This is a genomic window from Gluconacetobacter diazotrophicus PA1 5, from assembly GCF_000067045.1.
In the GTDB taxonomy this organism is placed as follows: domain Bacteria; phylum Pseudomonadota; class Alphaproteobacteria; order Acetobacterales; family Acetobacteraceae; genus Gluconacetobacter; species Gluconacetobacter diazotrophicus.
Window position 1 is genome coordinate 2,496,633 of sequence record NC_010125.1, and the last position, 26,809, is coordinate 2,523,441.

The following is a 26,809-nucleotide window of genomic DNA, read 5'->3' on the forward strand; positions in this document are numbered from 1 at the left end:
ACATACAATTTTCGATACATCCTGAATCTTTTTCTCAAGAGAAAACCTCACCCCAGCGTGAGAATGCTGAAATTGGTCGACGCAATGCCTAAAAAAAATGCACGCATGACGTGTTCTATACCAAACGGTGAGATGGAACGAAGACCACTAAGGTAGTAACCAGGCGCGGTTGTAAGGCCAGCAATAATTTCATAGGATGGAAAGTAGGCAACGTCGGGAATACTCATCGAGAGCTCTTCCGCCGCCACACGAAGGCATGCCTTACTATAGGTGTTAGACACAAGAACGTGGCGGTTACAGTAGGTTGCAATAAGAGGGACCGGAGATACAGTCAGAATAAAGCGGGATACAGGGTTAGCTTCGCAGATGGTCATAATCGCTGCCTGCATGTCGTCAACGATCTCAGAAACTCTAAAATTAATGAAATCGTAATCGTCATCTTTAAATACTCCCTTAGGCTCAGGACTCATAGCCAGAACAAGACGGTTGAAGCGAGGCAGATTGCCGAGAAGAATACGGTGGGGCATCTGTCATAGCGTGTCGCGACCCGTCTCCAGTCCTTGAGCCTCCCGAACATGATCTCGATACGGTTGCGTCTTTTGTATTTCCGCTTGTCGTATTTTATGGGTTCCCCTCGGGATTTCCGTCCGGGAATGCAGGGTTTGATCCCTTTCTCCTCCAAGGCATCCCTGAACCAGTCAGCATTATAGCCCCGATCTGCCAGCATCCATTCGGCTGGTGGGAGATCGTCCAGAAGGGCTGCGGCACCGGTGTAATCACTGATCTGGCCTGCTGTCATGAAGAAGTCGAGTGGACGTCCGTCCCGGTCGGTGACGGCATGCCGCTTCGTATTCATCCCGCCTTTGGTGCGCCCAATCAGACGGCCTGGAGCCCCTTTTTTAACCGCAGGCTCGAAGCTGTGCGATGTGCCTTGAGATAGGTCGCATCAATCATGATCGTCTGAGGCTCTGCCCCTTCGGCGGCCAGTCCCTCCATCATGCGGATGAAGATCCCCATGGCACCCCAGCGCTTCCACCGATTGTAGAGCGTCTTGTGTGGGCCGTATTCCCACGGCGCATCACGCCAGCGCAGACCATTTTTGTTCACGAAAATGATCCCGCTCAACACACGGCGGTCATCAACCCGAGGCTTACCCATGGCTCTTCAGAAAAAAGGGCCGCAGACGCTCCATCTGCTCGCCTGTCAACCAATACAGGTCACTCATCTTCAGTCTCCTCAAGGAGGCCTGAATCACAACCTGCCGCTCATATCAATGGATTCTGACCCTAGAGTATTTATTATCGGATAAAGTGAGATAAATTGCTCTAATATTTAATTTTCATAGCATCTTTATGAAATTTCGTCTTTACAGACGTTCGTAAGTTGCGATTGCATCCTGTACATTATCGTAAAGAGAAAATTGGCGCTCATGGATAATTGCAGCATGATCGCAATGTTCTCGTATAAAATCCATATTATGTGAGACGACTATCAAAGACCGCTCTCGCCGTTTGCCAAACAGTTCATCTTGGCACCGAGCCAGAAAGCGAGCGTCACCAACCATGATAACCTCATCGATAAGGTAGCAATCAAATTCGATGATAATTGACAATGCGAACGCGAGGCGTGCCCGCATACCCGAGGAGTAGGTCTTGACCGGCTCCCCTAATTGCCGGCCGAGTTCGGCAAAATCATCCACGAATGCACGCGTGGCCGGATAATCGAGATCGTAAATCCTGCAAATAAAACGTAAATTATCTAGACCGCTCAGGCTTCCCTGGAAGGCCCCACCGAATGCCAGCGGCCAAGAGACGGACATCGTACGTTCAATACGTCCCGACGTCGCAAAATCCACTCCTCCAATGATGCGGATTAATGTCGATTTTCCCGCGCCATTCCGGCCAAGTATCCCCAGCTTCTGCCCACGATCCAGTTGGAAATTGACACGATCAAGCACACGCCGCTTTCCACCGGGTGTATGATAGTCTTTTACGAGATCAATACACCGAATCATTGAACCAATATATAACGCCGCACCCGAAGTGTCAGCGATAGTCCTATAAGAATCATGATAAAAATCGCACAGCTATTATAGAGCACATTAAAATGTGCATGCGCAGAATAACCAAACTGTCCGCCACGCACCATTTCAATATCATTTACACTTGGTGAAAGTAACAAAATCCAGCGATAACGTGGTGATACCCAATCAACCATTGAGAATGCCCCGGACAGGGGCAAGGACAGATATGAAATAATCCCGACGCCTTTTTCCAGGAATTCTGACATTTCTGACAAGGATGCAACGAGCAGTCCTGTTCCGAGACAAAACAGGGCGTGAAAAAAAAGTCCTAAATACAGCAACCCGTAATCAACTGGTGGCTTCATAAAACCCATTATAATCGCCCCGACGGCCACAATCAGACCCGCAATTAAAGAGCCCATAACCTCAAGACTAACCCGGGTGAAAATAAGATCCAGCGGCGTCACCTGCCGGTGGAATAAAAGACTCCCATTTGCTGTAAAGGCATGAAGCGAATGGCCTAGACAATGCCGCCACATTGTAAGCGGAACGTAGCCCGTCACGACAATAGCGGTTGTCGGCAACCCATGTTCATGCGCGGGCCGAATGGCGGTCCAAACGACGGCAACACCCGCGCAAAACAGAATTGGCTCTCCGACGATCCACAAATAGCCCAAATTTTCTCGTCCAAACCGCGTATGCAATTCACGCATCATCAATGCGCCGATCACCCGCATCTGAACTCGAAACAGCACAAAAAGGGACGGTCCGTTCATCTTGACACTCAAACGATCTGATGCTCTCGCGCACCGCTGATGATCAACTTGCCCATTAAGAAAAGCCCCAAGAATGTCGCAAATACGGTCAGCACGTCACTGATCCGCTTCGGATAGGTCGCATAATCTGCCAGATCGGGATGAGAGATCTGCTCCAGATAGACCTGCTGACGGTCAGCCTGAGCTTTCGCTGTTTCCAGTGCCGTGGCTGCCGCGGTCAACTGCTTCTCGATAAGTTCCTGTTTAAACGTCAAAGCGTCATAGTCTGTAATCTTAGGAACCAGAGAGGCCTTCGATCCGGTAACATCCCTACTCAACCGTGCAATCTGTTCTTCCAGGATCGCAATCCTACGCTGATAGACGGGGATGGCGGGACTACGCGGAGACGCGGTCTGAACTTGAGCGAGTTGCATCCGCGCAGATGTCAACATCACCTGCAACTCATTGATATTCGACAACAGCGGAGTCGCCTGCTTGATTGGGTCAAGAAGTGCTTCGCGATTGCGATACGCTGCCAACTGCCCCTCCACATCACGTAATTGTTCTGTGGCTTCTTCAACCTCTTTCACCGCACTACCAATCATATTAGCGCGTTGTCGCATATTTATTTGATTAACAAGCTGCTCCGCAGAGACAAGCAGGGCTGTTGCGATATCCTGGGAATCCTGTGCACGAAAAGTGCGAACCCGCAGGGTCGCGATCGAGGTTGAGGTATCAAGTTCGACAGTGACATGATTTTTATAATATTGATAAAAATATTCGAAGGATGACCCCGTAAAGACATTTGGAAAACGGGCAAATCTGTCACCTTCGGGACGATTGAAGATTGCCGCCAACCGTTTCGTCGCAAGCATTGTTTTTGCGGCGTCCCTGGAAGTCAGGTAATCTTGTACGATATAGGAATCTTCGTCAGCGACCGACCCTTCCCCCGGCGTCAGCAGATTGCTTAGCATTCCCACGGGCTGCGACGCTGCGCCTCGCACAACGAATTCAGCTTGCGAAACATATTGCGGGGCGGCGATCAGGAAATAATAAATAGCTGCAATGAGTGTGGGCAACGCAACCACCAACAGAAATGGCCGGGCTTTCCGGAGTCGATGCTCACGGTTAAAACCTCGCGGAATCGCGACGAGCGCCGAGGCCACTGACGCTGCTCTCTCGCTCGGAACTTCAAATCTATCCATGGGAAATTAGGTGCCCCATTGGTAAGTGAAAAGCAACTAGGGAATGAGGATCTGGGTCATAATGAGTTGAAAGAACTGTTTCTTTTTTTTGGGATCACGGCCGCTCTGCCGGCCCTTCCCGATCGGTTGCGATGGCCGCCCTCTGCCGACCCAGCAGGTCGTCAGGTACGGTCGTCGGGGGCTCCGGCAGTTCTTTTCTTTTTTCCTCGAAAAGCGAAATGTAAAGACCAGCGACTCAATCATAGCCGGGAGTAATGACAGCTCGGAGATTACGATAATTTACAATACCGCTTCATACATTTTTCGCAGCCGTTCCTCGTACCTCGTCATATTGAAGCATGCGGCTTGCAACGGCCCGGACTCGCCCAGACGAACGCGCAATGCGTCGTTCCTATCCATTTCCTCGATTCCAGCGGTAATGGAAGATGTATCATATGCGTCCACGAATAATGCCGCCGGTCCCGCCACCTCAGGCAAGGCACCTTCGCGTGAGGTCAACACCGGCGTACCAAACGACAGAGCCTCCAGCACGGGTAAACCAAACCCTTCGGACAACGAAGGAAAGAGGACTGCTCGTGCTCCCCTGATCAGAGCCATCAGCAGCGGTGTCGGCAGATACTCCAACTGCCGTACCCGCCCATTGGCAAGACCAGTTGCCAGAAAGCGCAATTCGGTTTCCGATTTCCAGGCCATGGCTCCGACAATGACGAGAGGGCACTCCGTTCTGGCCATAAGGTAGGCTTCAATCAGACGACCAAGATTTTTCTTAGGCTCCAAGGAACCGAAAAATAGGAAAAATCTCCCCGTCTGCAAGCCGAACAAACCGGCAATTTCCGGAAGCGAATCAAGTCCGTGCGAATTCCCGGGCAAAAGAGCAGGCTGAAATGATTGGTAGGTATTATGGACCCGATCACTTACATCCGGGAAAAACGACAGAATTTCAGAACGCGACGCCTCGGAAACAGTACAAACAGCATCTGCCTGCCGCGCAATTTTACGAAGTAGCTTGAAATGATAATTTTTATTATCTAGCGTCGTATACGGCAACCTCAATGGCACAAGATCGTGAATAGTATAAATATTCCGCGCGCCCTTTAGCCTGATCGGCAATGGGTAAGTCCAATGCATAATTGCCGGAGGATTGGGAATGGTGACTGTCAGGAATCGACCGGTGTGCCGAAAATGCCTCGCAGCCGAACGATAAAGGTCGGGGACGTTGAGAATCCGGTCAAACGCAGGCATACGATGCGCGAATCCGCGCGCCTCGACTCGGCCACTGATTGGGACATCAAGGGCTACGTGTCCGACAATATCAGCCTTCCGAGCTTGCCACCAACGCAACGTGAAAGGCTTGGGAAGCCTGCCGGTCGCTTCCTGGTCCAAGCTATCGAAAAAAATTACCTCCCGCAGATCGGTTGGCGTTCGCCTGGAGATATTCATGCCGTAGATAACATCCACGACGTTTCCCATTGCTTTGAGACAATAGGTTAACGTACGCGCATAAGTGGCAACGCCAGTCCCACGCGGAAGCGCGAGATTGAATCCATCAACACCAATACGTGGGGAAAGATCACGAAGCAACGGCACCTCACAAAAAGGCAGATATATTTCACAAAACCAAACAATCAGAACTGCACGAAACTATCTATTATTGTAGATAATCCAAATTTACACTGTGCAACACTCAGACTATTTAGCACACACAACGACAAGCTACAGGGCTGCGGCGTTCTTGCATAATATTTTTTGACGTTGCATAAGGACCTCAACATTGTCTCAGCTCGTATGGATTACATGATCGATCGCTCGGCATCCGTTGCTCGAATCCTGGCCATCTCTGTCATGCTGGCTGGGTGCAGCGCCTTGCCCAGCAGCGGCCCGGTCAGTTCACAGATCATACAAGCCGCAAAAGATCCGAAGCTGAACCCTATCGGTTTTCACATCGTACCGCTTACACCAAAAACACTCAATATACTCCAGAATGAGACGCCTCCGCTCCTCTCCACCCTCGATAAAGAAGGGCCTGGACAAGGAGAACATGGGGCCATTGGCCCGGGCGACGTTCTTTCGATCTCCGTTTTCGAGATTGGCAGCGGGCTGTTTTCGGGTGGTGGTGGAGCGGCCACCGGGGGACGGGCGGCAGCGGGAACGGCAAGTACTGCGAGCGGGGGTGGTGGCGGTGGCACCACCGCCAGCGTTGAGGCGCTTCCCCCGACTGAAGTCGACGACCAGGGTTCGATTGCTTTTCCCTATATCGGTCGCATTTTGGTCGCGGGACAAACGCCGACCCAACTTGCGAAGACGATCGAGAGCCAATTGGCCTCTAAGTCCCAGAATCCCCAAGTTATCGTACGCGTCCTGACCGATCTTCACAATTCCATTATCGTGTCCGGCGACATTCTTCATCCTGGGCGTCAGATGCTTACCCTCGCCCATGAGGGACTTCTGGACATCATTGCGATGGGAGGCGGGGCAAGCCACTCATCCGAGGATAGCATGGTGATGCTGACACGTCATGGCGTTACCGGACGCATACCCTTGCGTACACTTGAAACGCATCCTGACGAAAATATTCCGCTCATGCCGGGCGACAGAGTGCAGGTTATCTATCTGCCCCGCACCTATACTGTTTTCGGCGCAACTCACGTCAATCAGACTCCGTTCAATACGCCAGTGCTCACACTTGACCAGGCCATAGCGCGAATTGGTGGACCATCTGATGATACCGCGGACGCCAACGCAATCTATCTATTCCGTTACGAGAGCGACGAGGTCGCCCAAAAGCTTGGGCTAGCACCGAAAACTGGTGGCACACCGATTATCTACCATGTCGATCTGATGAACCCGACGAATTACTTTCTTGCCCAGAAGTTTGTCATGAAAGACAAGGATCTTATTTTCGTTTCCAACGCAAAGGTCAACAAGCTGTATAAATTTCTGACCTTGATTGGCGCTGTGACCAGCCCGGCTATTACCGCCGCGTACGTGGCGAGATAGGCCACTCCGGACTGTGTCACCCTTCGCGGCTTGTTCCTTGTCTTGACTTTCGGCGCTCGTTTGTGGGCGTAGCGCCGGACAACGTGTTTCGGCCTGGAGCCGTGGCTTCTCCCGATTCATGAAAATCCAGACTTCAATGCCCTTCCGTCGCATGGAAGCGGGTGTAATCGACCGTAATGCGCCCGTCGGGGCCAGAATCGATGATGTCGACGAAGCGGTGGTTGTAGAGCACCCGATCGAATCCGTAGGCGTTGCGGGCGAAGACGCTTTGTCCGGATACCTCGTCGGTGCCGGTCATGGTCACGACGATTTCTGCCTCCTCCAGACGCAGTTCATCGACTGTCAGGCCGTTCAGGGGGCTGTGCTCGTCGATGACGTGCATCAGTGGGAACGCGAAGCGCAGGACGGGAATGTGGGACTGGACCAGCGGTAGCGGGTCGAACTGGCGGGCCAGGCGTCCGTTTGGCTGGACGATCAGGCGGGCCAGGAACATTTCCACGCCGACCGACAGAATCGGGCTGAGGCGCCGGTTCGCGATTCGCACGCTAAGGTGAGAGATTCCGTTTTCAACCCGAATCAGGGCGCGGTCGCTGAACATGATCCGCGCCTTGGGGCGTGCGAAGCGGGCGAAGACCAGGCCGGTGGCGACCGCGTTCAAGATCATGCCGGCCAGCAATTCGAATGACGAAATGACATGCGCCACCGGCCCGACGGGGGCCATCACGCCGTAGCCGACCGTCGACAGGGTCTGGATGCTGAAGAAGAAGTAATCCCAGAACGCCCCTGGATGCGTCCCCGTCACCTGCCCCGGCGCCATCATATATAGCAAGGCAAACCCGACATTGATCAGGACGTAGAACGCCAGCGAAGACCAGAAAAAAGTGCGCCAGCGCACCGTGAGGGCATGATGATAGAGGTCGGACCACGCCCGATCGGCATCGCCGATGCGGACGATGTTGTCATGGCCCCGATCTTCAAGCGCATGGTGATTGAGCAGACGCGAAAGGGCCTGGGGCACCTGTGCCGCAAAAGGCGTACGTCTCGCATGTCCTCCGGCTGATTTGGACGATCCCGACTCCCGTTTCATTCCCCCGCACCTTTTCGCGACGCCTATTCGACGCAGGATGGCGCGAAACGGTACGTTTGCGTATGGGGGTAACCGCGCGGGTCTCATGCAGTGGACGAGGCGGCAACGGGATCACGAATGCAGGAGATCCGGCCGGAAGGACGGTCCCCGCCTATCGGGACAGATCGATTTCCATCGATTCCTGGCCGGCATGCAGGCGCCTGATTTCCTCGCATGACGCGATCCAGTAGCGTGCCTTTTCAGCGTCGCCGTCGAGGCGGGCCTCGTCCAGATGGGTCTGGGCAATGGCCAAGGCTTCGGCACCGTGGCGCGCAAAGAGGTCGATCGCGGTGGCTTCGGGTGTCATAGTCGTCTGCTCCTCCCGCTTGTTCATCCGGGACAAATCCCGTGTTCGGGCGTTTCGTCCTCTGCCCTGGTGCCTCAACACGCTTGCCGGAAGGACAGTTCCTTGATCGACGCCCTTCATCACGTGGCTATTATCTGTGCGGATTACGACCGGTCGAAGGATTTTTATACGCGCATCCTCGGCCTGCCGATCATTCGCGAGACCTATCGGGCCGAACGCCGATCCTGGAAATGCGACCTGGCCGTCGGCCATGCGCAGATCGAACTGTTTTCCTTCCCGGACCCGCCGCCACGTCCCTCGCGTCCCGAGGCGCGCGGCCTGCGGCATCTGGCCTTCGCCGTGCGGGACCTGCACGCGGCGGTCGAACACCTGCAGCAGGCCGGAATCGTGGTCGAGCCGATTCGCACCGACGCCCTGACCGGGCGCGATTTCACCTTCTTCGCCGACCCCGACGACCTGCCGCTGGAATTGTATGAAGTAGATCCCGCTGGTCCGCCGCCCGGCACCATGGCAACGTAGCTGCCCCTGAAGGAGTAGAGGCCATGGCCGCCTATATCGTCTTCACCCGTGAATCGACCCACGATGCCGCCGAACTCGACACCTATATGCAGGCAGTCGGTACGACCTTCGAGGGGCATCCCGTCAAGATCCTGGCCGCCTATGGCACTCAGGACGTGCTGGAGGGGCTGGCGCCCGAAGGCGTCGTGATCGTGGAATTTCCGACCATGGCGGATGCCCGCGCGTGGTACGACAGCCCACCCTATCAGGCCGTCGCACAGCACCGCTGGCGGGGCGCGTCCTATCGCGCGGTGATCGTTCAGGGGCGGTGATCGGCCGCCCCTAGCCGGACCGTCAGGTCAGGACCGGCGCAAGCCCCACGCGCTGGCGGCGGAAAAGGCCTGTCGCGACGTTCCGGGCTTCCTGCAGGGATGACATGATCTGACCGTTCAACGGCCGCAGCCATTCGTGGATGGCGCGGAACACCCGTGCGCCGTCGCGACGGGACTGAATGACGACCCCGACGAACACACCGTCGATTTCGATGATCTCGGATTTGAACATGACATGATCTCCTTCGCTTGAAGCGACGGGACGGCTGAGAACAGCCGTGCAAGAGCATGCAGTCCGTCCTGTGACAACGACGAATGCGTGAAGTCCTGATGACAGTTCGATGACGGTGGCGGATTGGGTTCGCGGTCAGGGCTGCCAGAACACGGGACGGCGGCAGAATTTGCGCCATTTCTTATGGGCCGTCCCATGTACGCCAAGCTGGCGGCAGCAGAGGAAACCCGTCACCGCCCCCACGGTATGTTGAAGTGCGTCCCCGCCATGCTCGCCCAGCCGGGCCAGCAGGCTGCGCGTCGTCAGCACGTCGCTGTCCATTCCCAGCACGTCCTGCAATGCAGCCAGGCGCCGAATATAGGGCTTGGCTTTCCCTCCTGGCATATGCAGCGCGTTGAAGAATTCAGCCGTATAGCGCAGTTTCTTCAGGACCAGCCTGACCTCGTGCCGCTCTTTGGGCGTCAGCAGCGCGAAATCCCGGCCCTTGCGCAGTGCCTTGCGGTGCAGTCGCGTCAGGTGCCGGACGGCGAAATCAATGGCGGGCTCTTCCAGCGTCTCCTGCCCGGCTGCCGACAGCGATGCCAGCCAGACATCTCCGTCCCCCATCTGGCCCAGCAGACGCAGGAATTGCCGGGCTTCCTCGCCGCCCAGGACTGATTGCACCTGGCCGTACGCGGCATGGCGCAGAGGTTGCGCCAGCGGCGTCACCACCCCTGCCACGTCGACATCGACCTGCGTCAGCGCCGCCAATCCAGGTACCGTGGTCAGCAGGAACACGTCCCAGTTCCGCGCGTCGCCCACCGCCCCGGCCAGCGACCGCGCATGGGCCGATGCCCCTTCCAGTACCACATTGGGCGTGTCGCGTCGCAGCAGGCCCGCCAGGGCGCGGAACCGCCGCAGCGCGACCCGGACCTGATGCACGCCTTCGGCGTTGCGCCCGTCGATCGCGACCGGCAGGTTGGCAGCCAGGTGATCGTGGATGGTGGCAACGATCCGCCGCACCGCCACCCGCACCGTATCCCCCTGGCCCAGCACGATCGGCGCGGCGCGGCGGCTGTCGGGAACGGTGGCGGTCGCCCGGTCAGACACGATCATGCACTCCATTCCGCTTCGCCGGCGCCTACCCTCGGGCGGCAGCCCCTATTTCCGGATCACCGGCCGGATGGTGAAATTGCTCTGGATCTGTGCGACGCCAGGCAGGCGCGAGAGTTCCTCGTTATGGATACGCTCGTAATCCGCGGCGTCGCGGGCCGCGACGTGCAGCAGGTAATCGGCGTCGCCGGTCATCAGGTAGCATTCGCGCACGTCCGGGCAGGTCCGTACCCGGGCCTCGAACCGGCGCAGGCATTCCTCGGTCTGGCGTTCCAGCCTGATGCGGACGATCACCGTCGTGGCGCCCTCGCGCGCCCTGTCGTCGATGATCGCACGATACCCCCGGATCACACCGTCCTGTTCCAGTTGTCGCACCCGGCGCAGGCAGGCGGACGGCGACAGGCCGACCCGCTGGGCCAGTTCCGCGTTGGTCATGCGTCCGTCCTGGCCGAGATAACGCAGAATCGCCTCGGTCGTCTTGTCCATGATCATTCCGGGTCTGTGTTCATCATGGTTCGGCAACCAAATCGGCATGTTTCGCCATTCCGCCGCATGATGATGCGCGGTCCGGCCGCCCGCGACATATCATGCGATCCTTCGGCAGGAAATGCCGGCCATCCTGACCTAGAGTCGGGCCAGACGCCATCCCTCCCTCTCCCTGGCGGAGCCCGCACTATTCATGCCTGTTCCCCCCATTGCCGATACCGCATGGCCCCATGCCCGGGCCGGCGCGACCCTGACCATCGATCTTGATGCCATCCGGGCCAATTACCGCACGGTACGGAACCTGGCCGCCGGCGCGGAATGCGCTGCGGTGGTCAAGGCCGACGCCTATGGGCTGGGGGCGGCCCGGGTCGCTCCGGCGCTGCAGGAGGAAGGAGCGCGGACATTCTTCGTCGCGCATCTGGACGAGGGCATGGCGCTGCGACGCCATGTCAGCGCCGATGCGCGCATCATCGTCCTGCATGGCGCCGTGCCGGGGGCCGAGAAGGACTGTCTGCATGATGACCTGATCCCGGTCCTGAACAGTGTCGACCAGATCCAGCGCTGGCGCGGGTTGGCCCATGAGGCGGGCCGCGCATTGCCGTCGATCCTGCAACTGGATACCGGGATGTCGCGCTTCGGGCTGTCCGAGAACGAGATCCGCGCGATCGTGGCGGACCCGGACGGCCTGCGCGGGATCGACCTGCGCCTGGTCATCAGCCACCTGGCCTGCGCGGACGACCCGGACGATCCAGCCAGTACCCGTCAGCGTGCGCGCCTGGTACGAATGCGCGCCCTGCTGCCCCCCGCGCCGGTCAGCCTGGCCGCCTCGTCGGGTGTCTTCCTGGGGCGGGACTTTCATTTCGATCTGGTCCGTCCCGGTGCGGCGCTGTACGGCGTGGCCCCCAACGCCGCTACCCCGAACCCGATGCGTCCGGTCGTACGCCTGCAGGCACGAATCCTGCAAACGCGCCATGTCAGCCCGAATGACGGGGTGGGTTACGGCCTGACCTACCGCCCCAGTGCGATGCGGCGAATCGCGACGATCGCCACGGGCTATGCCGACGGTTTCATGCGCAGCGGTGCCGCCCGGGGCTGCGCCTGGCTGGGCGACATGCAACTGCCGGTGCTGGGCCGGATTTCGATGGATTCGATGACGGTCGACGTCACCGATGCCCCCGAAACGCTGACCCGGCCCGGCACCATGGTAGACCTGCTGGGGCCGCGCCGTGGCGTCGACGACGTGGCCCGGGCGGCCGGCACCATCGGCTACGAAATCCTGACATCGCTGGGGCATCGCTATCACCGCGCCTATGTCGCGGGCGGCTCCGACGCTTTTTCCTCCTGACAGATCGGCACACAGGACCATGAAGATCATCATTCTCGGCAGCGGCGTCGTGGGCGTGAGTTCCGCCTGGTACCTGGCGCAGGTTGGCCATTCGGTCACGGTCATCGACCGCCAGCCGGGTGCCGGGCTGGAAACCAGCTTTGCCAATGCCGGGCAGGTTTCGCCCGGCTATTCCTCGCCCTGGGCCGGCCCCGGGGTGCCGCTGAAAGCCGTGCGCTGGCTGATGATGAAGAACCGGCCCTTCGTCTTCTGGCCGATGCCGGACATCGGCCAATGGCGCTGGCTGGCGCAGATGCTGCAAAACTGCACGACCGCCGCCTATGACCGCAACAAGGGAAGGATGGTCCGCCTGGCTGAATACAGCCGCGACGTCCTGGCCGATCTGCGCGCCGCGACGGGCATCACCTACGACGACCGCCAGCAGGGAACGCTGCAGGTCTTTCGCACGCAGAAGCAACTGGACCATATCGGCGACGATCTGCGGGTCCTCGACCAGTACCAGGTCCCGTACGAGGTGCTGGACACCGCCGGCTGTATCCATGCCGAACCCGGCTTGAGCGGGGCGCGGGAGAAGATCGTGGGCGGCCTGCGCCTGCCCGGGGATGAAACCGGCGACGCCTTCCAGTTCACCCAGCGCCTGGCCGCGATGGCGGCGGAGCGGGGCGTGACCTTCCTGTACGACACGACCATCCGCGCCCTGCGGCGCGAGGGCGGGCGCATCACCGGCGTGGACACCAGCCGGGGCATGCTGGAAGCCGATGCCTATGTGCTGTCGCTGGGCAGTTTCTCGCCGGCCATGGTGCGGGCGCTGGGGCTGGACCTGCCGATCTATCCGGTCAAGGGCTATTCCATCACCGCCCCGATCCTGGATGCCGCGCGCGCGCCGGTATCCACGGTGATGGACGAGACATTCAAGATCGGCATCACCCGGCTGGGCGACCGCATCCGCGTGGGCGGCACGGCGGAACTGGCCGGATTCAGCACCAGCCTGCGCGCGCCCCGCCGGGCCACGCTGGAGCATTCCCTGACCGACCTGTTCGCGGGCGCGGGCGACGTGCCGGCCGCCACCTTCTGGACCGGCCTGCGCCCGATGACCCCCGACGGCACGCCCATCGTCGGCCGGACGGAGATCGGCAACCTGTACCTGAATACCGGGCACGGCACGCTGGGTTGGACCATGGCGTGCGGGTCGGGCCGGGTCCTGGCCGACATCATGTCGGGCCGCACGCCCGACATCGCGCATGAAGACCTGGCGCTGGCCCGGTATCGCTGAAGAGCCCGATCGTTCAGGGGCGGTTACGCCGAGGCCACGCGCCCCTGAACTGTTAATTTCTGCTGAGATTTGACCCTGGGTTTTCATCGAGAACTGACCCGGCCTTTGGTTATCTCTGCTATGTTTTATGGGCTGGTCAAGCGGTTGCCTTTTCCTTCCGGTTCCTGGGGGCGGCGGAGCTTGCGCGGAACCGGTAGCTGTCATTTCCGGTTTCGAGGATATGACAGTGGTGGGTAAGGCGATCGAGCAGGGCTGTCGTCATTTTGGGATCACCGAAGACTTCGCCCCATTCGCTGAAGCTCAGATTGGTGGTGATGATGACGCTGGTGCGCTCGTAGAGACGGCTGAGGAGATGGAACAGCAGGGCACCGCCTGATGCGCTGAACGGCAAATAGCCAAGTTCGTCCAGGATCACGAGATCGAGGCGCAGGAGACGTTCCGCGATCTGTCCTGCGCGATTGGCGGTTTTTTCCTGTTCGAGGGCGTTGACGAGGTCGACCGTGGACCAGAACCGTATCTTCTTGCGGTGATGTTCGATCGCCTGCACGGCAAGTGCGGTGGCCAGATGGGTCTTGCCGGTTCCTGGTCCACCAATGAGGACGACGTTGTCGGCACGGTCGATGAAATCCCCGGCATGGAGTTGACGGACCATGGCCTCGTTGACCTCGGCGGCCGAGAAATCGAACCCTGCCAAATCTTTGTAGGCCGGGAACCTGGCAGTCTTGGTTTGATAGGCGATGGAGCGCACCTCTCGCTCGGCGAGTTCCGCCTTCAAAAGCTGGGAGAGGACGGGGATGGCGGCCTCGAATGCCGGCGCACCCTGTTCGGTCAGTTCGGCCGTGGCCTGGGCCATGCCATACATCCGCAGGCCGCGCAGCATGACGACGAGGGCACCGGCCGCGGGATCATGACGCATGACGGGCCTCCCCGCGCAGGGCGTCATACCGTCCGGTATCGGCCTGAGGCTCGCGTTCGAGCACCAATGCCTGCGGCGCGTCGAGCCTGGGTGCTCCTGTTTTCTTGGCGTCCGTCAGACGATGCAACGTATTGAGGACGTGTGTCTTGGTGGCTACTCCCTCCTCGAGCGCGAGTTCAACCGCGCAAAGCACGGCCTGCTCATCATGCTGCAGCACCAGGGCGAGGATCTCGACCATTTCCCGGTCGCCGCCCGTGCGCCGGAGGAGGTGCGTCTGCAGCGTCCGGAACGCCTCGGGCAATTCAGAGAAGGGCGCGCCATTGCGCAAGGCCCCGGGTTTGCGCTGGAGCACCGCCAAGTAATGCCGCCAGTCATAGATCGTGCGACCGGGCACGCCGTGGGACCGCTCGACGATCCGGGGATGTTCGCATAGGATCCGCCCCTCGGCCGCGATCACCAACCGGTCGGGATAGACGCGCAGGCTGACCGGCCGATTGGCAAAAGAGGCGGGCACACTGTAGCGGTTGCTTTCGAACTGCACGAGGCAAGTCGGCGAAACCCGTTTGGTATGTTCGACGAACCCGTCGAACGGGCGCCCTGGAACCATCAGGTGAGGCACTTCCGCCGCATGGGCCTCGGCGAGGCTGCCGGGCAATTCGACATGCCTCAAGATAGTCCAACGTTCCCGGCAACGCGCCTCGAGCCAGACGTTCAGGGAGGCCAGATCAGGAAAATGCGGCATCTCCTGCCAGATCTGCCGCCGGGCGTCCTGGACGGTCTTCTCGATTTGACCTTTCTCCCAACCCGCTGCCGGATTGCAGAACTCCGCCTCGAACAGATAATGGCTCACCAGGGCCGAAAAACGCAGATTGACCTGGCGGACCTTGCCGGGCCCAACCCGGTCCACGGCGGTTTTCATATTGTCAAAAATACCTCGACGCGGCACCCCGCCCAAAACGCGAAAGGCTTCCGTCAGCGCGTCGAACAGCATCTCGTGAGTCTGGAGCGGATACGCCCGCAGAATGAAGGCCCGGCTGTAGGACAGCTTGGTGTGGGCGACCTGCAGCTTGACGCGCCGCCCCCCGATCACCGCCCAGTCCTCTCCCCAGTCGAACTGGAAGGCCTCTCCGGGTTGAAAGCGCAACGGAACGAACACGCCGCGTCCCGTCGTCTGCCGCGCCCTTTGCTGTTCCGCCTTCCAGTTCCGGATAAAGGCCGCAACCCGTCCATACGATCCGTCATAACCCAGCGCTACAAGATCCACATGCAGGCGCCGCCCCGTGCGGCGCTGCTTGCGCGACTTTGACGTCTCCAGAGCAAGCCAGGTCGCCAGTTTCTCCGCAAACGGGTCCAGCCGGCTCGGACGCTCGGCAACCTTGAACTGCGGCTCAACCGTCTCCGCCCGGAGATACTTGCGGATCGTGTTGCGCGACAATCGCGTCCGACGCTCAATCTCGCGGATCGGTACATGATCCCGGTAATGCCACCGCCGGATCACACTCAACAATTCCATGCTGATCACTCCTTTAACCCCCGGACAGTTGCTCCGGGGAAGTGTCAGACACGGGTCAATTCTCAATGAAAATTTCCGCCCCTACAGGGTCAGTTCTCGCTGGAAATCAACAGATCGGGACCCTGGTGACCGATACGCGCGGGGTGATCGAGGCCTATGTGTTTGGTCCCGGGATTTGGTGGTGCATTATTTTCACATGAGTGGAAGGATGCGCTATGGGCCAGGTTCACCACGGAAGCGCCACGACGACAGCGGCAGTCCGTCGAGCGATACAACATAGTCAAGAGAGCCTGAGGGTTCTGGCGAAACGCTACGGGATCAACCCGAAGACGGTCGCCAAATGGAAGGGGCGGACCGATACGTCGGATCGACGCACCGGTCCGAAGGTCGCATCCTCAACCATCCTGTCGACCGAAGAAGAAGCGATCGTTGTGGCCTTCCGTCGCCATACCCTGCTGCCTCTTGATGATTGCCTTTATGCGCTTCAGGCGACGATCCCGCATCTGACGCGATCTTCCCTGCACCGTTGTTTTCAGCGCCATGGGATCAGCCGCCTGCCCGAGACCGAAGGCGACAAACCAAAACGGTCGAAGTTCAAGAGTTATCCGATCGGCTATTTTCACATCGACATTGCTGAAGTCCGCACTGAAATGGGGCGCCTTTATCTTCTGGTGGCGATCGACCGGACCTCGAAATTCGCTTTTGTCCAATTGCACGAGAAAGCGACACGTCGCGTTGCCGGTGACTTCCTGCGTGCTCTGGCCGCTGCGGTTCCCTACCGCATCCATACCGTGCTGACCGATAACGGCACGCATTTTACCGATCCGGCCGGCAATGGATGGACACCCGAAGACATCAAGGCCATGCGGGCGGATGGTGTCCTGTTCCGGTGCCACTCTTTTGAACTGGCCTGTGCTGATCTCGATATCGAGCATCGACTGACAAAGCCGCGACATCCCTGGACGAATGGCCAGGTCGAGAGGATGAACCGCACGATCAAGGACGCCACCGTCAAGCGCTTCTACTACGAAACACATGACCAGTTGCGTCAACACCTCGCCGACTTCGTTACCGCCTACAATTTCGCCCGCAGGCTCAAGACCCTGCGCGGCCTCACTCCATATTGAATTCATTTGTCAGCAGTGGGAAAAAGAACCATCACGGTTCATACATAATCCGCACCACCAAATCCCGGGACAAAACACCCTATGTCGACGAGGCCGACATCGACCAGTTGCGCGTCGGCGCACGGGCCTGGTTCCGGGCGCCGGGATCGGACGTCCCGGCGACGGACGCGCGGGTGGCGTCGATCTCGGCGGCCTCGATCCGGGAACTGGATTCGCCCGAGGCCGCGTCGGTCTATGGCGGCCATGTCCAGGCCCGCAAGGACGAGGCGGGGCGCCTGATTCCCGACAGCGCGATCTATCGCGTCATCCTGGTGCCGGATCAGGAAACGCCGGGACACGGGGCCGGCGGCGCGGCCCTGCGCCAGCCCGGCGTCGCGATCATCCAGTGCCGGCCCGTGTCATTGCTGGCACGCGTCTATCGCAAGACGGTCTCGCTGCTGATGGGGGAAGCCGGCTTTTAAGGTTCCGCCAGCCTCCTGGCACACGACTTGCGGGCGGCGGGACCCTGCGATATCGTCCGGCCCGCATCCAGAGTCGGGTCACGCCCCGGCACCAACCTGCATCCGAGCAAGGTGGCGTTCCCGTGACGGGAAGATGTGGCCGATCCGGCAAAAAACGGACCCCAGCCGCACGCCATGATCCTCGCGATGCGCGACATCGGACGAGGAAAGGCCTTTACCGCAATGCCCCAGACGCAGCAGTTCGCCAGCGACAATTACGCCGGTATCTGTCCCGAAGCCCTGCGTGCGATGGAAGACGCCAATCGCGGGTCCGCCCAGGCCTATGGTGACGATCCCTGGACGGTCCGCGCGGCCGATGCGTTTCGCGCGACCTTCGAGACCGATTGCGAGCTGTTCTTCGTCTTCAACGGCACGGCCGCCAATTCGCTGGCCCTGGCCGCGCTGTGCCAGTCGTACGAAAGCATCATCGCCGCCGACATCGCCCATGTCGAAACCGACGAATGCGGGGCGCCGGAATTCTTTTCCAACGGCGCCAAGATCCTGGTCGGGCGGACCGAAAACGGCAAGCTGACGCCGGAGACGATCCGCGGCTTCGCGCGGGGACGCACCGACATCCATTTCCCGCGTCCGCGCGCCGTCACCATCACCCAGCCCACCGAGACCGGCCAGGTCTACAGCCTGGAGGAAATCCGCGCCGTCGCCGCCACCTGCCGCGAACTGGGGCTGAAGCTGCATATGGATGGCGCGCGATTCGCCAATGCCGTCGAAAGCCTGGGCTGCACCCCGGCCGATATGACGTGGCGTTCCGGGGTGGACGTGCTGAGCTTCGGCGGCACCAAGAACGGCATGGCGATCGGCGAGGCGGTGATCTTCTTCAACCGCTCCCTGGCCGAAGGGTTCGATTATCGCTGCAAGCAGGCCGGCCAACTGGCATCCAAGATGCGCTTCCTGTCCGCGCCCTGGGCCGTGATGTTCGAAACCGGCGCATGGCGCGCGAATGCCGCCCATGCCAATGCCTGCGCCCGTCACTTCGCCGATCAGGTCGCGGACCTGCCGGGGGTGGAGGTGCAGTTTCCCGTCGAGGCGAACGCGGTATTCCTGAAGCTGCCCCCCGAGACGACCGCGGCGCTGCGGGCGCGCGGCTGGCTGTTCTATACCTTCATCGGTGACAGCGCCCGCTTCATGTTCGCCTGGGATTCGGAGCGTGCGCGCATCGACGCGCTGGCGGCGGACCTGCGCGCCATCACCCGCACGCCGGCATGACGCTGCAATCCTGGCTGCTCTACCTGAACGCAGTGTTCCTGCTGTCGGCCATTCCCGGGCCGAACATGACGCACATCATGACCGTCAGCGTCCGAAACGGCATCTGGCGGACCGTGCCGGGCATGGTCGGATGCCTGCTGGCGCTGGTCGCGCTGATGGGCGCATCGGCATTGGGACTCAGCGCCGTGCTGACGGCGTCGCCCACCCTGTTCAGGGTCCTGAAATTCGCCGGCGCGTTCTATCTGGTCCAGATGGGCGTGCGGGCCTGGCTGGATCGCGGGTCGGCCCCGGCGGGGCCGGACGCGGCCGTTCCCCTGGCGTGGCATTCCACGCTGGGCACGTCCTTCCTGGTCGGGGCCAGCAACCCCAAGGCCATCATCTTCGCGGCATCGTTCCTGCCGCAATTCATCAACCCCACGGCGCCGCAGGCCCCGCAATACGGGCTGCTGGTCGCGACCTCGGCCGTGGTCGAGACGCTGTGGTATCTGATCTATGCCAGCAGCGGCGCACGCCTGGCCGTCGTGCTGACCCGCGCCGTGTGGCGGCGGCGCGTGCAGCGGTTCAGTGGCGCGCTGTTCATCCTGTTCGGCTTCGCGCTGCTGCTGCACGATCCGAAATAGAACGGGCCCGTCATAGATCCGGGATCGTCACCCGCCCTTCGATACGAGTCACCGTTTCGCCGCCGATCCAGATATCGGACCCGATCCGGGTCACCGTAACACGCCCCATACGGCCCAGCGCCGCCCCCTGGCTGGCGACATAGGCCGGCGGCGCCAGCCCGCTGCCGATCATCCAGATCGCGAGGCCGGCATTCAGGCTGCCGGTCACGGGGTCCTCGAACCCGTCCACGCCGCCGCAGATCCCCCGGACCTCGAACTGCGCGCCGTCACCGTCCACCGCCTTGTCCCACGGGGCCACGATGCCGACCTGCAGGTCCCCCAGCGCGCGGAAATCCGGCCGGACCGCCAGCACGTCCGCCCGGCCGCGCAGCATGACGGCCACCCAGCCGGGGCCGTTATCCACCCAGTTCGACGCCACGACCGCATCGGGCGGCAGGTTCAGCCCGCGCGTCACCGCCGCCAGCACCTCCGCCCCGACCGGTCCGGCACGGCGCAACGTGGGGGCCGCGAAGGCCAGCCTGTCGCCATCGCGGCGAATGCGCACCAGCCCGGCGGCGCAGTCCTGCACCACGTCCCTGCCCTGCGGCACGCCGCCCATGGACAGCCAGACATGGCAGGACCCCAGGGTGGGATGTCCGGCGAAGGGCAGTTCCTGGTGCGGCGTGAAGATCCGCACGCGATAATCCGCGTCCGGCCGGGTGGGCTTCAGCAGGAACGTCGTCTCGCTGAGATTCATCCAGTTCGCGAAGGCGGCCATCTGCCCGTCGCTCAGCCCGTCAGCCCCGATGACGACCGCCAGCGGATTGCCCTTCAGCGGCCGTGCCGCGAAGACATCGACCTGGCGAAATGCGAATTCTGTCATGTTGCTGTTCCCGATTCCCATACCATCCATCCGTTTACGCCCGGCTGTCAGGACGGCAGGCCGTCCTGTCGCAGAGCCTGGTCCAGCGCCGGTGCGTGGATGCGCGCCACCGCGCGCAGCACGCCCTGCCGCCGGCAATCGGACTGCTCGGCGGCGGCGCGCAGCCCGTCCAGGCTGGTGGAGTCGGCACCGCAGGCCGCCAGCGCGGTCCGGTCCAGCCGTGCCAGCAGCAGGCGCGCATGTGCCACGTCCCGGATATCGGCCGCGCTGTATGCCACCCGGATCGCCACCGGGGCGCCGTCATCGTCCTGCCCGTGTGCCGGTCCGTGAAGGACCAGCAGAACCAGCAGTCCCAGAACGATGATCAGACCGATCCCCGCCGCCTCGACATACGGCCAGAAGCGATCCGCCGCTCCGTTTCCGGCGGTCCGGGCCGGAGAGCCGGCGCCCTGCCTGTTTTTTCCTGTGATGGACATCATCGACTATCCTCCTGGATGATGAAGAGGCCTCCGCTTCAATTGTATTAGTACAACTTCGTCGCTCTCTTCATTTCTTGAGTTTTCATCTATGACATTCGTTGGTCAACGGCTATATTGTCATAGTTCAATCAAGCCGGAGCCGCACAAATGGACCGAGACAGCATGTGGCGCCCCGATATCCCACCTGCGCCCGGCCCGCTCTATCATCGGCTGGCCGACGCCATGGAACGCGATATCGCGGCCGGGACGCTGGATAACGGCACGCGGCTGCCCCCGCATCGCGACCTGGCCCATGCGCTGGGAATCAGCATCGGCACCGTGACCAAGGCCTATGCCGAGGCCGAGCGGCGCGGCCTGCTGCAGGCCCATGTCGGCCGGGGGTCGTTCATCCGCGCGCCGACGCCCGACGTGGCGATCCTGCCCACCTTCGACATCGCGCCGACTCCCGCACCGCGGGGGACGATGATCGACCTGCGCTGCAACACCCCGCCCGCGGTCGCATTGTCACAGGCGCTGGAACGCGCCGTCACGCAACTGGCGGCGGCCGGGCACCTGGAGCCCGCCGTGCAGTATATCCAGGGCAGCGGCCTGCGCCCGGTGCGCGAGGCCGGGTCGGCGTGGCTGGCGCGGCGCTACGGGCTGGAGCGCGATCCGGGCGACCTGATCCAGTGCAATGGCGGGCAGCATGCGATCGCGCTGACCCTGTCGGCGCTCTGTCGTCCGGGCGATACGGTGCTGTGCGAATCCTCGACCTTCTATGGCGCCAAGATCGCTGCGGAGCATCTGGGCCTGTCCCTGCGCGGGGTCACGATGGACCATGAAGGGCTGGTGCCGGCGGCGCTGGACCGCATCGTTGCAGAAACCCGCGCCCGGGTGCTGTTCACGGTGCCGACGCTGCACAACCCCACCGCCCGCACGATGGGCGCCGCGCGGCGCGAGGAGATCGTGCGGATCGCCCGGCGGCACGACCTGACGATCGTCGAGGACGACGCCTATTCCGCCTACGCCGACCCGGGCGACCGTCCTCCGCCGATCGCGTCCCTCGCGCCCGAACGCACGCTCTATCTGGCCAGTATTTCCAAGGGGATCTGTCCGGGACTCCGCCTGGCTTTCGTCGCGCTGCCGCCCGCCATGCCGCGCGAGCGGATCCTGCGCGGCATCCGCGCCCTGGGCTATTGCCCCCCGGCGCTGGGCGGACTGGTCTTTACCCGCTGGGTGGCGGACGGCACCGCCGACGCCGTCGCCGACGCGGTCCAGGCCGAGGCCGCCACTCGGCTGGACCTGGCACGGCGAATCCTGGGCGATGCGATGGAACAGCCGGGCGCCGTGCGCTCGCCCCATATCTGGCTGCCCTTGTCGCCGGTGCAGACCCAGCGGGTCATCGGACGGGCCCTGCGCGCCGGCGTGGAACTGACGCCGCAGGAGGCATCCAGCGTGTCGCGCGATGCCGATCCGGGCGTGCGGGTCTGCCTGGGCGCCCCGGCAGACCGCGCGACGCTGGAACAGGCGCTGCATGTCCTGCGCACGGCGCTCCATGACAGCGAGGTCAGCCAAACCGAAGGCATCGTCTGACGACGGCGTCCGCCAGGGACACGGGCTGTCAGGGCGCGGCGGCCGGCAGCCGCCAGCCATATCGCAATGCCAGCAGCCGCAGTCCGAAACAGAGCAGCCCGCCCGCAACGGCGACCGGCGCGGTAGGCAGCGCCAGCCGCCGCCCCACGACGACCAATGCGGCCCCGGCCAGCGCGGCGGTGGCGTAGATGTCGGACACCAGCACCAGCGGCACCCGCGCCAGCAGGACGTCGCGCATCACCCCGCCGCCCACGCCGGTCAGCATGCCCATCATGGCGGCGGCCAGCGGCCCGATGCCGCGGGACAGCGCCTTTTCCGCCCCCGCGACGGCGAACAGCGACAGGCCGGCGGCATCCAGGACCGAAAGCGGGTACCACCCCGGCACCGTGGGCACCGCCCATCGCCCGGCGAACACGGCCAGCCCGGTCAGGAAAGCCAGGACGGGATAGCGCCAGTCCTGGATGGCGCTGGGGGGCACCGTGCCGATCAGCACGTCGCGGATCATCCCGCCGCCCAGCGCGACCACGAATGCCAGGACCATGACCCCGAACAGGTCCAGCCCGCGCGCGGCCGCCACCATCGCGCCCTCGGCCGCGAATACCACCGTGCCGGCCAGGTCGGCGAACAGGATGATCCGGCCCAGCGTCGCGCGCATGTTGCCGTCAGGCCCCGGCGGCGGGGAAATGGCGCAGGATCCGGCTTTCCCAGAATCCCGCCAGCAGCATGATCGCGGTCATGGTCATGCCCGCGTCCAGGACGTCCATGTGAATCACCAGCGGATAACCGGCGACCAGGGCCGCGATGGCCGTCAGGTGCGACGGCGCGATGCAGCCATAGACCACGCGCTTGTACAAAAGGCTGCCCAGCAGGAAGATCACCGGCCCCGCCGCCATGATCGCGGCGGGCACCGGGCGGGCCGGGCCATGCGGGTGTGCCAGGACCAGGTCGCTGCCCACCGCCATGACGATGATGCCGGCGATCAGGATCACGTGGATATAATGGAAATAGGCCGCCATCCGCCCCGGATCGCCGGAATGGCGGATCGCGGCGCTGCCATCCTTGCCGCTGGTGCCGAAATAGAGCCACCACGTTGCCAGCGAGGTCACGAACGCAGTCAGGAAGGCCAGGATGACCGGCGCGCTCCACACCCCGTTTTCGGCCAGGGTATCGCCGGTCATGATCACGGTTTCGCCCAGCGCCACCAGGACGAACGCCTGGCAGCGCTCGGCCATGTGCGCGCCCTCGACGGTCCATTCGCTCGTCCGCGACCGGCCCAGTCCGGGCACGGGAAAGCCGAACATGGGCGATATATATTCGCATGCCACGCCGCAGGCCCACAGCCAGGGACGCGGCCCCTCGCCGGCCAGTCCGCCGGCGATCCAGAACAGGGCTGCGGCACCGACCCAGACCATCATGCGCCGGAAATTGGCGGCCAGGGGATGATCGGCACCCACGGCGCACAGGGCGAAGACCGTGCGCCCCACCTGCATGACGGCATAGGTCACGCCGAACAGCATGCCGCGTTCGCCGAAGGCCTCGGGCAGCGCCGCCGCCAGCAGCAGCGCCAGCAGGGTGATGCCGAACAGCAGCCCGCGCACCGCGGGGCGTTCGGGGTCGAACCAGTTGGTGATCCAGCAGGTATATTGCCAGCCCAGCCAGACCGCGAACCACAGGATCAGCGCCTGGATCGCCCCCTGGGTGGTCTGATGATGCAGAAGCAGGTGCGACAATTGCGTGACGGCGAAGGCGTAGACCAGGTCGAAGAACAGTTCCTCGAACGTCACCCGGGCCTCGTGCCCGTCCCGCCGGCGCAGCAGGCGGGGCGGCCCCCCCGGCCGCCCCCTTGTCCATGGCCGCGCCCGCTGGGGCGCGGCCTTTTACGTCAGTGGCGCGGTGCAAGGATGTCAGCCAGCATGTCGGGCGTGCCCGGTATCCGCTGCAGATGCGGATAGCGCAGGCCGCCGTGATACGGGATGGCGATCGTGACGTAGTGGTCCCCCATGTGCAGCAGCAGTGCGATCGGGGCCGCGTGCGGGTCCCGTGCCGCCGTGATCGCGTCCTGCAGCACGTCGGGATCGTAGGCCTCGCCATTCACCGCGACCAGTTGCGCGTCGCGGGTCACGCCGGCCTGCCAGGCCGGGCTGCCCCATTCGACGTTGGCCAGCGTACCGCCCTTGCCGACCAGGAAGCCCAGCGAGAAGCTGAAATCCGTCACGTGCCGCATGGCGGCGAAGGATTTGACCCAGTCGTTCGGCTGGTCGGTATAGACCAGGCGGTATCCCCCGCGCGTGAAGCCGTCCAGCGGCGCATGGGTCGATGTGCGGTCCAGCCGCTGGCGCAGGAAGGTGGCCCAGTCATAAGGCTGGATGTCGTTCAGCGCCTTCACCACGTCGGCGAACTGGTAGGTGCTGGTGACGAAGCTGCCGTCATTGGTGCCGAAGAAATGGCGCGCGACATCGTCCAGCGAGTGCTTGCCGTCCGACAGCTTGCGGATCAGCGTATCCGCGTCCAGCCAGACCAGCTGGCCTTCGGAATAATAATCCTCGCTGCGCTGCCAGCTCCGCCAGGACAGGGGCGAACGCTGGGCGATCACCGGATCGTTGGTCGTGTCCTGCAGCGGACGCCAGGTGCGTCCCTGGCGGGTGTCGTACATCGCGCCCACCTCGGCCAGCGCGTCGATCACCTGCTGTTCGGTCATCAGGCCCGACCGGGCGGAAAGGACATAGCCCCAGTACTGGGTCTGTCCTTCATACACCCACAGGCCGGACCCGCGCTGCGGGGTGTTGAAGTTCGGCGCCCACAGGTCGGCGGGGCGGCGATACTTGCCGTTCCAGGAATGGGTGTATTCGTGGGCCAGCAGGTCACGGACGGCGAAGGTCTTGTCCCACTCGGTGAAGTAGCCGCGCGGACCGCTGTTCTCGCTGGAGCGGTGATGTTCCAGCCCGATCCGCCCCAGTTCATTGGTCAGAGCCAGCAGGAAATCGTAATGGTCGTAATGGTGCGAGCCGAAGAGCAGCCCTGCCTGCGTCACCAGATCCTGGTGCGCCTTGACCTGGGCGTCGGTGGCCGCCAGTTCCGCCGGCTTGTCCGCCATCACGTTCAGCGTTACCGGCGCCGCAGCCCCGGGGGCGAGGTCGAACCGGCGGAAATATCGCCCGGCGAACAGCGGGGAATCCACCAGCGTGTTGAACGGCACCGGGTCGAACGTGACGACGTCGCCCGCCGGGCCATGGGCGCGCAGCGCGGTGCCGTACTGCCATCCGTGGGGCAGACGCAGTTCCGCCTGCACCGGGATCTGGCGCGTGAAATACCCCGCCGGGTACAGCGCCACCGCATTCCACTGGACGTTCAGCATCTCCGGCGTCATGACCACGCGCCCTTCCTCGGGCGACACGGGCGACAGAATCTGGAACGACAGGTTCAGCGCATGCACGCCCTTGGGCACCCGGACATGGAAGGCGCTGACCATCACCGTGTCGCGCACCCATTCCAGCGGGGCGACGCCGGCCTTGACCACCAGGCCGCCGAACTGCTCGATCGTGCCGGTCGGCGAATGGTCGCCCGGCACCCACATCGGGTAGAGCAGGGTCATGTCGCCGCCCGTTTCCGCCAGCGCAGCAGGGACCGGCACGCTTTCACGCACCGTCATGACGCGCCGGGCCAGGTCGGTGGCATCGACCGTCAGATGAATGGTTCCGCCGAACGGCACGTCACGCGGCACCGGCACGGAATCTGGAAGCGCCAGGGGCTCGGGTTGCGGCTGGCTGTCGGCCGCGCGCACGGAATACGGACGGCCCGCCATGCCGGCGGCCACCAGGGCGGTGGTCAGGGACAGGGCGAGGAAGCGTTTGGAAAGCGGACGCAAGAGGACATACCCTTTCGAGGCAGGCGGTAGAAGACGCGACCCGGAGGCCGCAACGATCACCTATCGCAATGACATGGAATGGTCCGCCCCGCTACCATGACCCGCCTCGCCGGATTGCGCCCTTGCAGCATAATGATGAAATTTTCATGACATATCGGCGGTAAAATCGACGATCGGCCGACGGTCGTCGCCGATAATCGATGATTATTAAATTATCACAATTTGGGGGTCACCTCATTGAAACATTTCGCAATACTCTGTAGTCAGCGTTGGCGAAAATAAACTTGCCCCGTGTTCGACTCATGCCATTTTCCAGCCTGTCGCGCCATGCCGTGTTCCTGTCCGGACCTCCATCTCTTTTTCACGGAAAATCCAGGACTTACATGGGAATTCCCTGGGATTTTCCTCGTGGCGTAACGATTGCCCTTCCGCCTGCCCCGGAACGGGCGGCGTGAGCGAT

The 26,809-nt window shown here is 62.1% G+C and carries 26 protein-coding genes, 2 pseudogenes and 1 riboswitch; of the genes and pseudogenes, 10 read left to right on the top strand and 18 right to left on the bottom strand.

Annotation, left to right across the window (positions count from 1 at the left end; genetic code table 11):
• Positions 1-47: 47 nt before the first annotated feature.
• The 6 genes and pseudogenes from GDI_RS19150 to GDI_RS11500 form a co-directional block, all read right to left on the bottom strand.
• Positions 48-470, bottom strand: a complete 423-nt coding sequence (locus GDI_RS19150) for a GSCFA domain-containing protein (RefSeq protein ID WP_012226385.1) — start codon at positions 468-470, stop codon at positions 48-50.
• Positions 467-1,225 (bottom strand): annotated as a pseudogene (locus tag GDI_RS19155) (IS5 family transposase). Before GDI_RS19155 ends, GDI_RS19150 begins: the two are co-directional and overlap by 4 nt.
• A gap of 141 nt (positions 1,226-1,366) precedes the next feature.
• Complete coding sequence (locus GDI_RS11490; RefSeq protein WP_012226392.1) at positions 1,367-2,014, bottom strand: ABC transporter ATP-binding protein; 648 nt, start codon at positions 2,012-2,014, stop codon at positions 1,367-1,369.
• Positions 2,011-2,799 (bottom strand): ABC transporter permease, encoded by a 789-nt coding sequence (locus tag GDI_RS19160; RefSeq protein ID WP_081482878.1) that lies wholly within the window; start codon positions 2,797-2,799, stop codon positions 2,011-2,013. Before GDI_RS19160 ends, GDI_RS11490 begins: the two co-directional genes overlap by 4 nt.
• An 8-nt stretch (positions 2,800-2,807) precedes the next feature.
• The gene (locus GDI_RS11495) at positions 2,808-3,944 is read right to left on the bottom strand and encodes a capsule biosynthesis protein (RefSeq protein WP_231854099.1); all 1,137 of its coding nucleotides are present in this window, start codon (positions 3,942-3,944) and stop codon (positions 2,808-2,810) included.
• Positions 3,945-4,262: 318 nt separating this feature from the next.
• Positions 4,263-5,564, bottom strand: coding sequence for a glycosyltransferase family 4 protein (locus GDI_RS11500; RefSeq protein ID WP_041249792.1), 1,302 nt, complete (start codon positions 5,562-5,564; stop codon positions 4,263-4,265).
• Positions 5,565-5,777: 213 nt separating this feature from the next.
• Between GDI_RS11500 and GDI_RS11505 the strand changes: the two genes are divergently transcribed.
• Positions 5,778-6,980, top strand: coding sequence for a polysaccharide biosynthesis/export family protein (locus GDI_RS11505; protein WP_041249793.1), 1,203 nt, complete (start codon positions 5,778-5,780; stop codon positions 6,978-6,980).
• A 133-nt stretch (positions 6,981-7,113) separates the two neighbouring features.
• Here the strand turns inward: GDI_RS11505 and GDI_RS11510 are convergent, their stop codons facing one another.
• Both GDI_RS11510 and GDI_RS11515 read right to left on the bottom strand, forming a co-directional pair.
• Positions 7,114-8,154, bottom strand: coding sequence for an ion channel (locus tag GDI_RS11510; RefSeq protein ID WP_012226405.1), 1,041 nt, complete (start codon positions 8,152-8,154; stop codon positions 7,114-7,116).
• Between the two features lie 64 nt (positions 8,155-8,218).
• On the bottom strand, positions 8,219-8,413 hold the full coding sequence (locus tag GDI_RS11515; RefSeq protein WP_041249416.1) for a hypothetical protein: 195 nt from the start codon (positions 8,411-8,413) through the stop codon (positions 8,219-8,221).
• A gap of 102 nt (positions 8,414-8,515) precedes the next feature.
• Here GDI_RS11515 and gloA2 point away from each other — a divergent pair, with 102 nt between their 5' ends.
• Both gloA2 and GDI_RS11525 read left to right on the top strand, forming a co-directional pair.
• A complete protein-coding gene (gene gloA2, locus GDI_RS11520; protein ID WP_012226407.1) occupies positions 8,516-8,932 on the top strand; it encodes an SMU1112c/YaeR family gloxylase I-like metalloprotein in 417 nt (138 codons plus the stop codon).
• A gap of 23 nt (positions 8,933-8,955) precedes the next feature.
• Complete coding sequence (locus GDI_RS11525) at positions 8,956-9,243, top strand: DUF1330 domain-containing protein (protein ID WP_012226408.1); 288 nt, start codon at positions 8,956-8,958, stop codon at positions 9,241-9,243.
• A gap of 22 nt (positions 9,244-9,265) precedes the next feature.
• Here the strand turns inward: GDI_RS11525 and GDI_RS11530 are convergent, their stop codons facing one another.
• From GDI_RS11530 to GDI_RS11540, 3 genes are all read right to left on the bottom strand, one after another.
• On the bottom strand, positions 9,266-9,475 hold the full coding sequence (locus GDI_RS11530) for a hypothetical protein (protein WP_012226409.1): 210 nt from the start codon (positions 9,473-9,475) through the stop codon (positions 9,266-9,268).
• 135 nt (positions 9,476-9,610) lie between these two features.
• Positions 9,611-10,570, bottom strand: a complete 960-nt coding sequence (locus GDI_RS11535; protein WP_157871035.1) for a CHAD domain-containing protein — start codon at positions 10,568-10,570, stop codon at positions 9,611-9,613.
• Positions 10,571-10,615: 45 nt separating this feature from the next.
• Positions 10,616-11,059 carry an Lrp/AsnC family transcriptional regulator gene (locus GDI_RS11540; protein ID WP_041249417.1) on the bottom strand — a complete coding sequence of 148 codons (444 nt, stop codon included), beginning with the start codon at positions 11,057-11,059 and terminating at the stop codon, positions 10,616-10,618.
• Between the two features lie 187 nt (positions 11,060-11,246).
• On the opposite strand from GDI_RS11540, the gene alr reads away from it, so the two are divergent.
• A complete protein-coding gene (alr, locus tag GDI_RS11545; protein WP_012226415.1) occupies positions 11,247-12,398 on the top strand; it encodes an alanine racemase in 1,152 nt (383 codons plus the stop codon).
• 19 nt (positions 12,399-12,417) lie between these two features.
• A complete protein-coding gene (locus tag GDI_RS11550) occupies positions 12,418-13,671 on the top strand; it encodes a D-amino acid dehydrogenase (protein WP_012226416.1) in 1,254 nt (417 codons plus the stop codon).
• Positions 13,672-13,807: 136 nt separating this feature from the next.
• Here GDI_RS11550 and istB read toward each other — a convergent pair whose 3' ends face one another.
• Together istB and istA are read right to left on the bottom strand one after the other, a co-directional pair.
• On the bottom strand, positions 13,808-14,587 hold the full coding sequence (istB, locus tag GDI_RS11555) for an IS21-like element ISGdi17 family helper ATPase IstB (protein ID WP_012224987.1): 780 nt from the start codon (positions 14,585-14,587) through the stop codon (positions 13,808-13,810).
• Positions 14,577-16,100 (bottom strand): IS21-like element ISGdi17 family transposase, encoded by a 1,524-nt coding sequence (istA, locus tag GDI_RS11560; protein WP_012226833.1) that lies wholly within the window; start codon positions 16,098-16,100, stop codon positions 14,577-14,579. The genes istB and istA overlap by 11 nt, the downstream gene beginning before the upstream one ends.
• 215 nt (positions 16,101-16,315) lie before the next feature.
• Between istA and GDI_RS11565 the strand changes: the two are divergent.
• From GDI_RS11565 to GDI_RS11580, 4 genes and pseudogenes are all read left to right on the top strand, one after another.
• A pseudogene (locus GDI_RS11565) lies at positions 16,316-17,303 on the top strand (IS481-like element ISGdi9 family transposase); the annotation flags it as partial.
• Positions 17,275-17,688, top strand: coding sequence for a hypothetical protein (locus GDI_RS20620; RefSeq protein WP_408735216.1), 414 nt, complete (start codon positions 17,275-17,277; stop codon positions 17,686-17,688). The pseudogene GDI_RS11565 and the gene GDI_RS20620, both read left to right, overlap by 29 nt.
• A gap of 58 nt (positions 17,689-17,746) precedes the next feature.
• A riboswitch (SAM-I-IV-variant riboswitch) is annotated at positions 17,747-17,853 on the top strand.
• A 57-nt stretch (positions 17,854-17,910) separates the two neighbouring features.
• A complete protein-coding gene (locus GDI_RS11575) occupies positions 17,911-18,951 on the top strand; it encodes a threonine aldolase family protein (protein ID WP_012226421.1) in 1,041 nt (346 codons plus the stop codon).
• Positions 18,948-19,571, top strand: coding sequence for a LysE family translocator (locus GDI_RS11580; protein ID WP_012226422.1), 624 nt, complete (start codon positions 18,948-18,950; stop codon positions 19,569-19,571). Before GDI_RS11575 ends, GDI_RS11580 begins: the two co-directional genes overlap by 4 nt.
• A gap of 10 nt (positions 19,572-19,581) precedes the next feature.
• Here GDI_RS11580 and GDI_RS11585 read toward each other — a convergent pair whose 3' ends face one another.
• Together GDI_RS11585 and GDI_RS11590 are read right to left on the bottom strand one after the other, a co-directional pair.
• The gene (locus GDI_RS11585) at positions 19,582-20,433 is read right to left on the bottom strand and encodes a PhzF family phenazine biosynthesis protein (RefSeq protein WP_041249794.1); all 852 of its coding nucleotides are present in this window, start codon (positions 20,431-20,433) and stop codon (positions 19,582-19,584) included.
• A 47-nt stretch (positions 20,434-20,480) separates the two neighbouring features.
• Positions 20,481-20,912, bottom strand: a complete 432-nt coding sequence (locus tag GDI_RS11590; RefSeq protein WP_012553288.1) for a UrcA family protein — start codon at positions 20,910-20,912, stop codon at positions 20,481-20,483.
• A 147-nt stretch (positions 20,913-21,059) separates the two neighbouring features.
• On the opposite strand from GDI_RS11590, the gene GDI_RS11595 reads away from it, so the two are divergent.
• On the top strand, positions 21,060-22,484 hold the full coding sequence (locus GDI_RS11595; RefSeq protein WP_012226425.1) for an aminotransferase-like domain-containing protein: 1,425 nt from the start codon (positions 21,060-21,062) through the stop codon (positions 22,482-22,484).
• 28 nt (positions 22,485-22,512) lie between these two features.
• Here GDI_RS11595 and GDI_RS11600 read toward each other — a convergent pair whose 3' ends face one another.
• From GDI_RS11600 to GDI_RS11610, 3 genes are all read right to left on the bottom strand, one after another.
• Entirely contained in the window at positions 22,513-23,139 is a 627-nt protein-coding gene (locus GDI_RS11600; RefSeq protein ID WP_012226426.1) for a trimeric intracellular cation channel family protein, read from the bottom strand.
• A 7-nt stretch (positions 23,140-23,146) separates the two neighbouring features.
• Positions 23,147-24,268 (bottom strand): low temperature requirement protein A, encoded by a 1,122-nt coding sequence (locus GDI_RS11605; protein ID WP_012226428.1) that lies wholly within the window; start codon positions 24,266-24,268, stop codon positions 23,147-23,149.
• Between the two features lie 98 nt (positions 24,269-24,366).
• Positions 24,367-26,286: a M61 family metallopeptidase gene (locus GDI_RS11610; RefSeq protein WP_050935137.1), complete on the bottom strand. Its 1,920-nt coding sequence runs from the start codon at positions 26,284-26,286 to the stop codon at positions 24,367-24,369.
• Positions 26,287-26,809: the final 523 nt, after the last annotated feature.

What these genes read in the sequence shown, in the direction of transcription:
- GDI_RS19150 (WP_012226385.1), bottom strand. Translation starts at nt 470, where the DNA reads ATGAGTCCTGAGCCTAAGGGAGTATTTAAAGATGACGATTACGATTTC.
- GDI_RS11490 (WP_012226392.1), bottom strand. Translation starts at nt 2,014, where the DNA reads ATGATTCGGTGTATTGATCTCGTAAAAGACTATCATACACCCGGTGGA.
- GDI_RS19160 (WP_081482878.1), bottom strand. Translation starts at nt 2,799, where the DNA reads ATGAACGGACCGTCCCTTTTTGTGCTGTTTCGAGTTCAGATGCGGGTG.
- GDI_RS11505 (WP_041249793.1), top strand. Translation starts at nt 5,778, where the DNA reads ATGATCGATCGCTCGGCATCCGTTGCTCGAATCCTGGCCATCTCTGTC.
- GDI_RS11510 (WP_012226405.1), bottom strand. Translation starts at nt 8,154, where the DNA reads ATGAGACCCGCGCGGTTACCCCCATACGCAAACGTACCGTTTCGCGCC.
- GDI_RS11515 (WP_041249416.1), bottom strand. Translation starts at nt 8,413, where the DNA reads ATGACACCCGAAGCCACCGCGATCGACCTCTTTGCGCGCCACGGTGCC.
- GDI_RS11525 (WP_012226408.1), top strand. Translation starts at nt 8,956, where the DNA reads ATGGCCGCCTATATCGTCTTCACCCGTGAATCGACCCACGATGCCGCC.
- GDI_RS11530 (WP_012226409.1), bottom strand. Translation starts at nt 9,475, where the DNA reads ATGTTCAAATCCGAGATCATCGAAATCGACGGTGTGTTCGTCGGGGTC.
- GDI_RS11535 (WP_157871035.1), bottom strand. Translation starts at nt 10,570, where the DNA reads ATGATCGTGTCTGACCGGGCGACCGCCACCGTTCCCGACAGCCGCCGC.
- GDI_RS11540 (WP_041249417.1), bottom strand. Translation starts at nt 11,059, where the DNA reads ATGATCATGGACAAGACGACCGAGGCGATTCTGCGTTATCTCGGCCAG.
- alr (WP_012226415.1), top strand. Translation starts at nt 11,247, where the DNA reads ATGCCTGTTCCCCCCATTGCCGATACCGCATGGCCCCATGCCCGGGCC.
- GDI_RS11550 (WP_012226416.1), top strand. Translation starts at nt 12,418, where the DNA reads ATGAAGATCATCATTCTCGGCAGCGGCGTCGTGGGCGTGAGTTCCGCC.
- istB (WP_012224987.1), bottom strand. Translation starts at nt 14,587, where the DNA reads ATGCGTCATGATCCCGCGGCCGGTGCCCTCGTCGTCATGCTGCGCGGC.
- istA (WP_012226833.1), bottom strand. Translation starts at nt 16,100, where the DNA reads ATGGAATTGTTGAGTGTGATCCGGCGGTGGCATTACCGGGATCATGTA.
- GDI_RS11575 (WP_012226421.1), top strand. Translation starts at nt 17,911, where the DNA reads ATGCCCCAGACGCAGCAGTTCGCCAGCGACAATTACGCCGGTATCTGT.
- GDI_RS11580 (WP_012226422.1), top strand. Translation starts at nt 18,948, where the DNA reads ATGACGCTGCAATCCTGGCTGCTCTACCTGAACGCAGTGTTCCTGCTG.
- GDI_RS11585 (WP_041249794.1), bottom strand. Translation starts at nt 20,433, where the DNA reads ATGACAGAATTCGCATTTCGCCAGGTCGATGTCTTCGCGGCACGGCCG.
- GDI_RS11590 (WP_012553288.1), bottom strand. Translation starts at nt 20,912, where the DNA reads ATGATGTCCATCACAGGAAAAAACAGGCAGGGCGCCGGCTCTCCGGCC.
- GDI_RS11595 (WP_012226425.1), top strand. Translation starts at nt 21,060, where the DNA reads ATGGACCGAGACAGCATGTGGCGCCCCGATATCCCACCTGCGCCCGGC.
- GDI_RS11600 (WP_012226426.1), bottom strand. Translation starts at nt 23,139, where the DNA reads ATGCGCGCGACGCTGGGCCGGATCATCCTGTTCGCCGACCTGGCCGGC.
- GDI_RS11610 (WP_050935137.1), bottom strand. Translation starts at nt 26,286, where the DNA reads ATGGCGGGCCGTCCGTATTCCGTGCGCGCGGCCGACAGCCAGCCGCAA.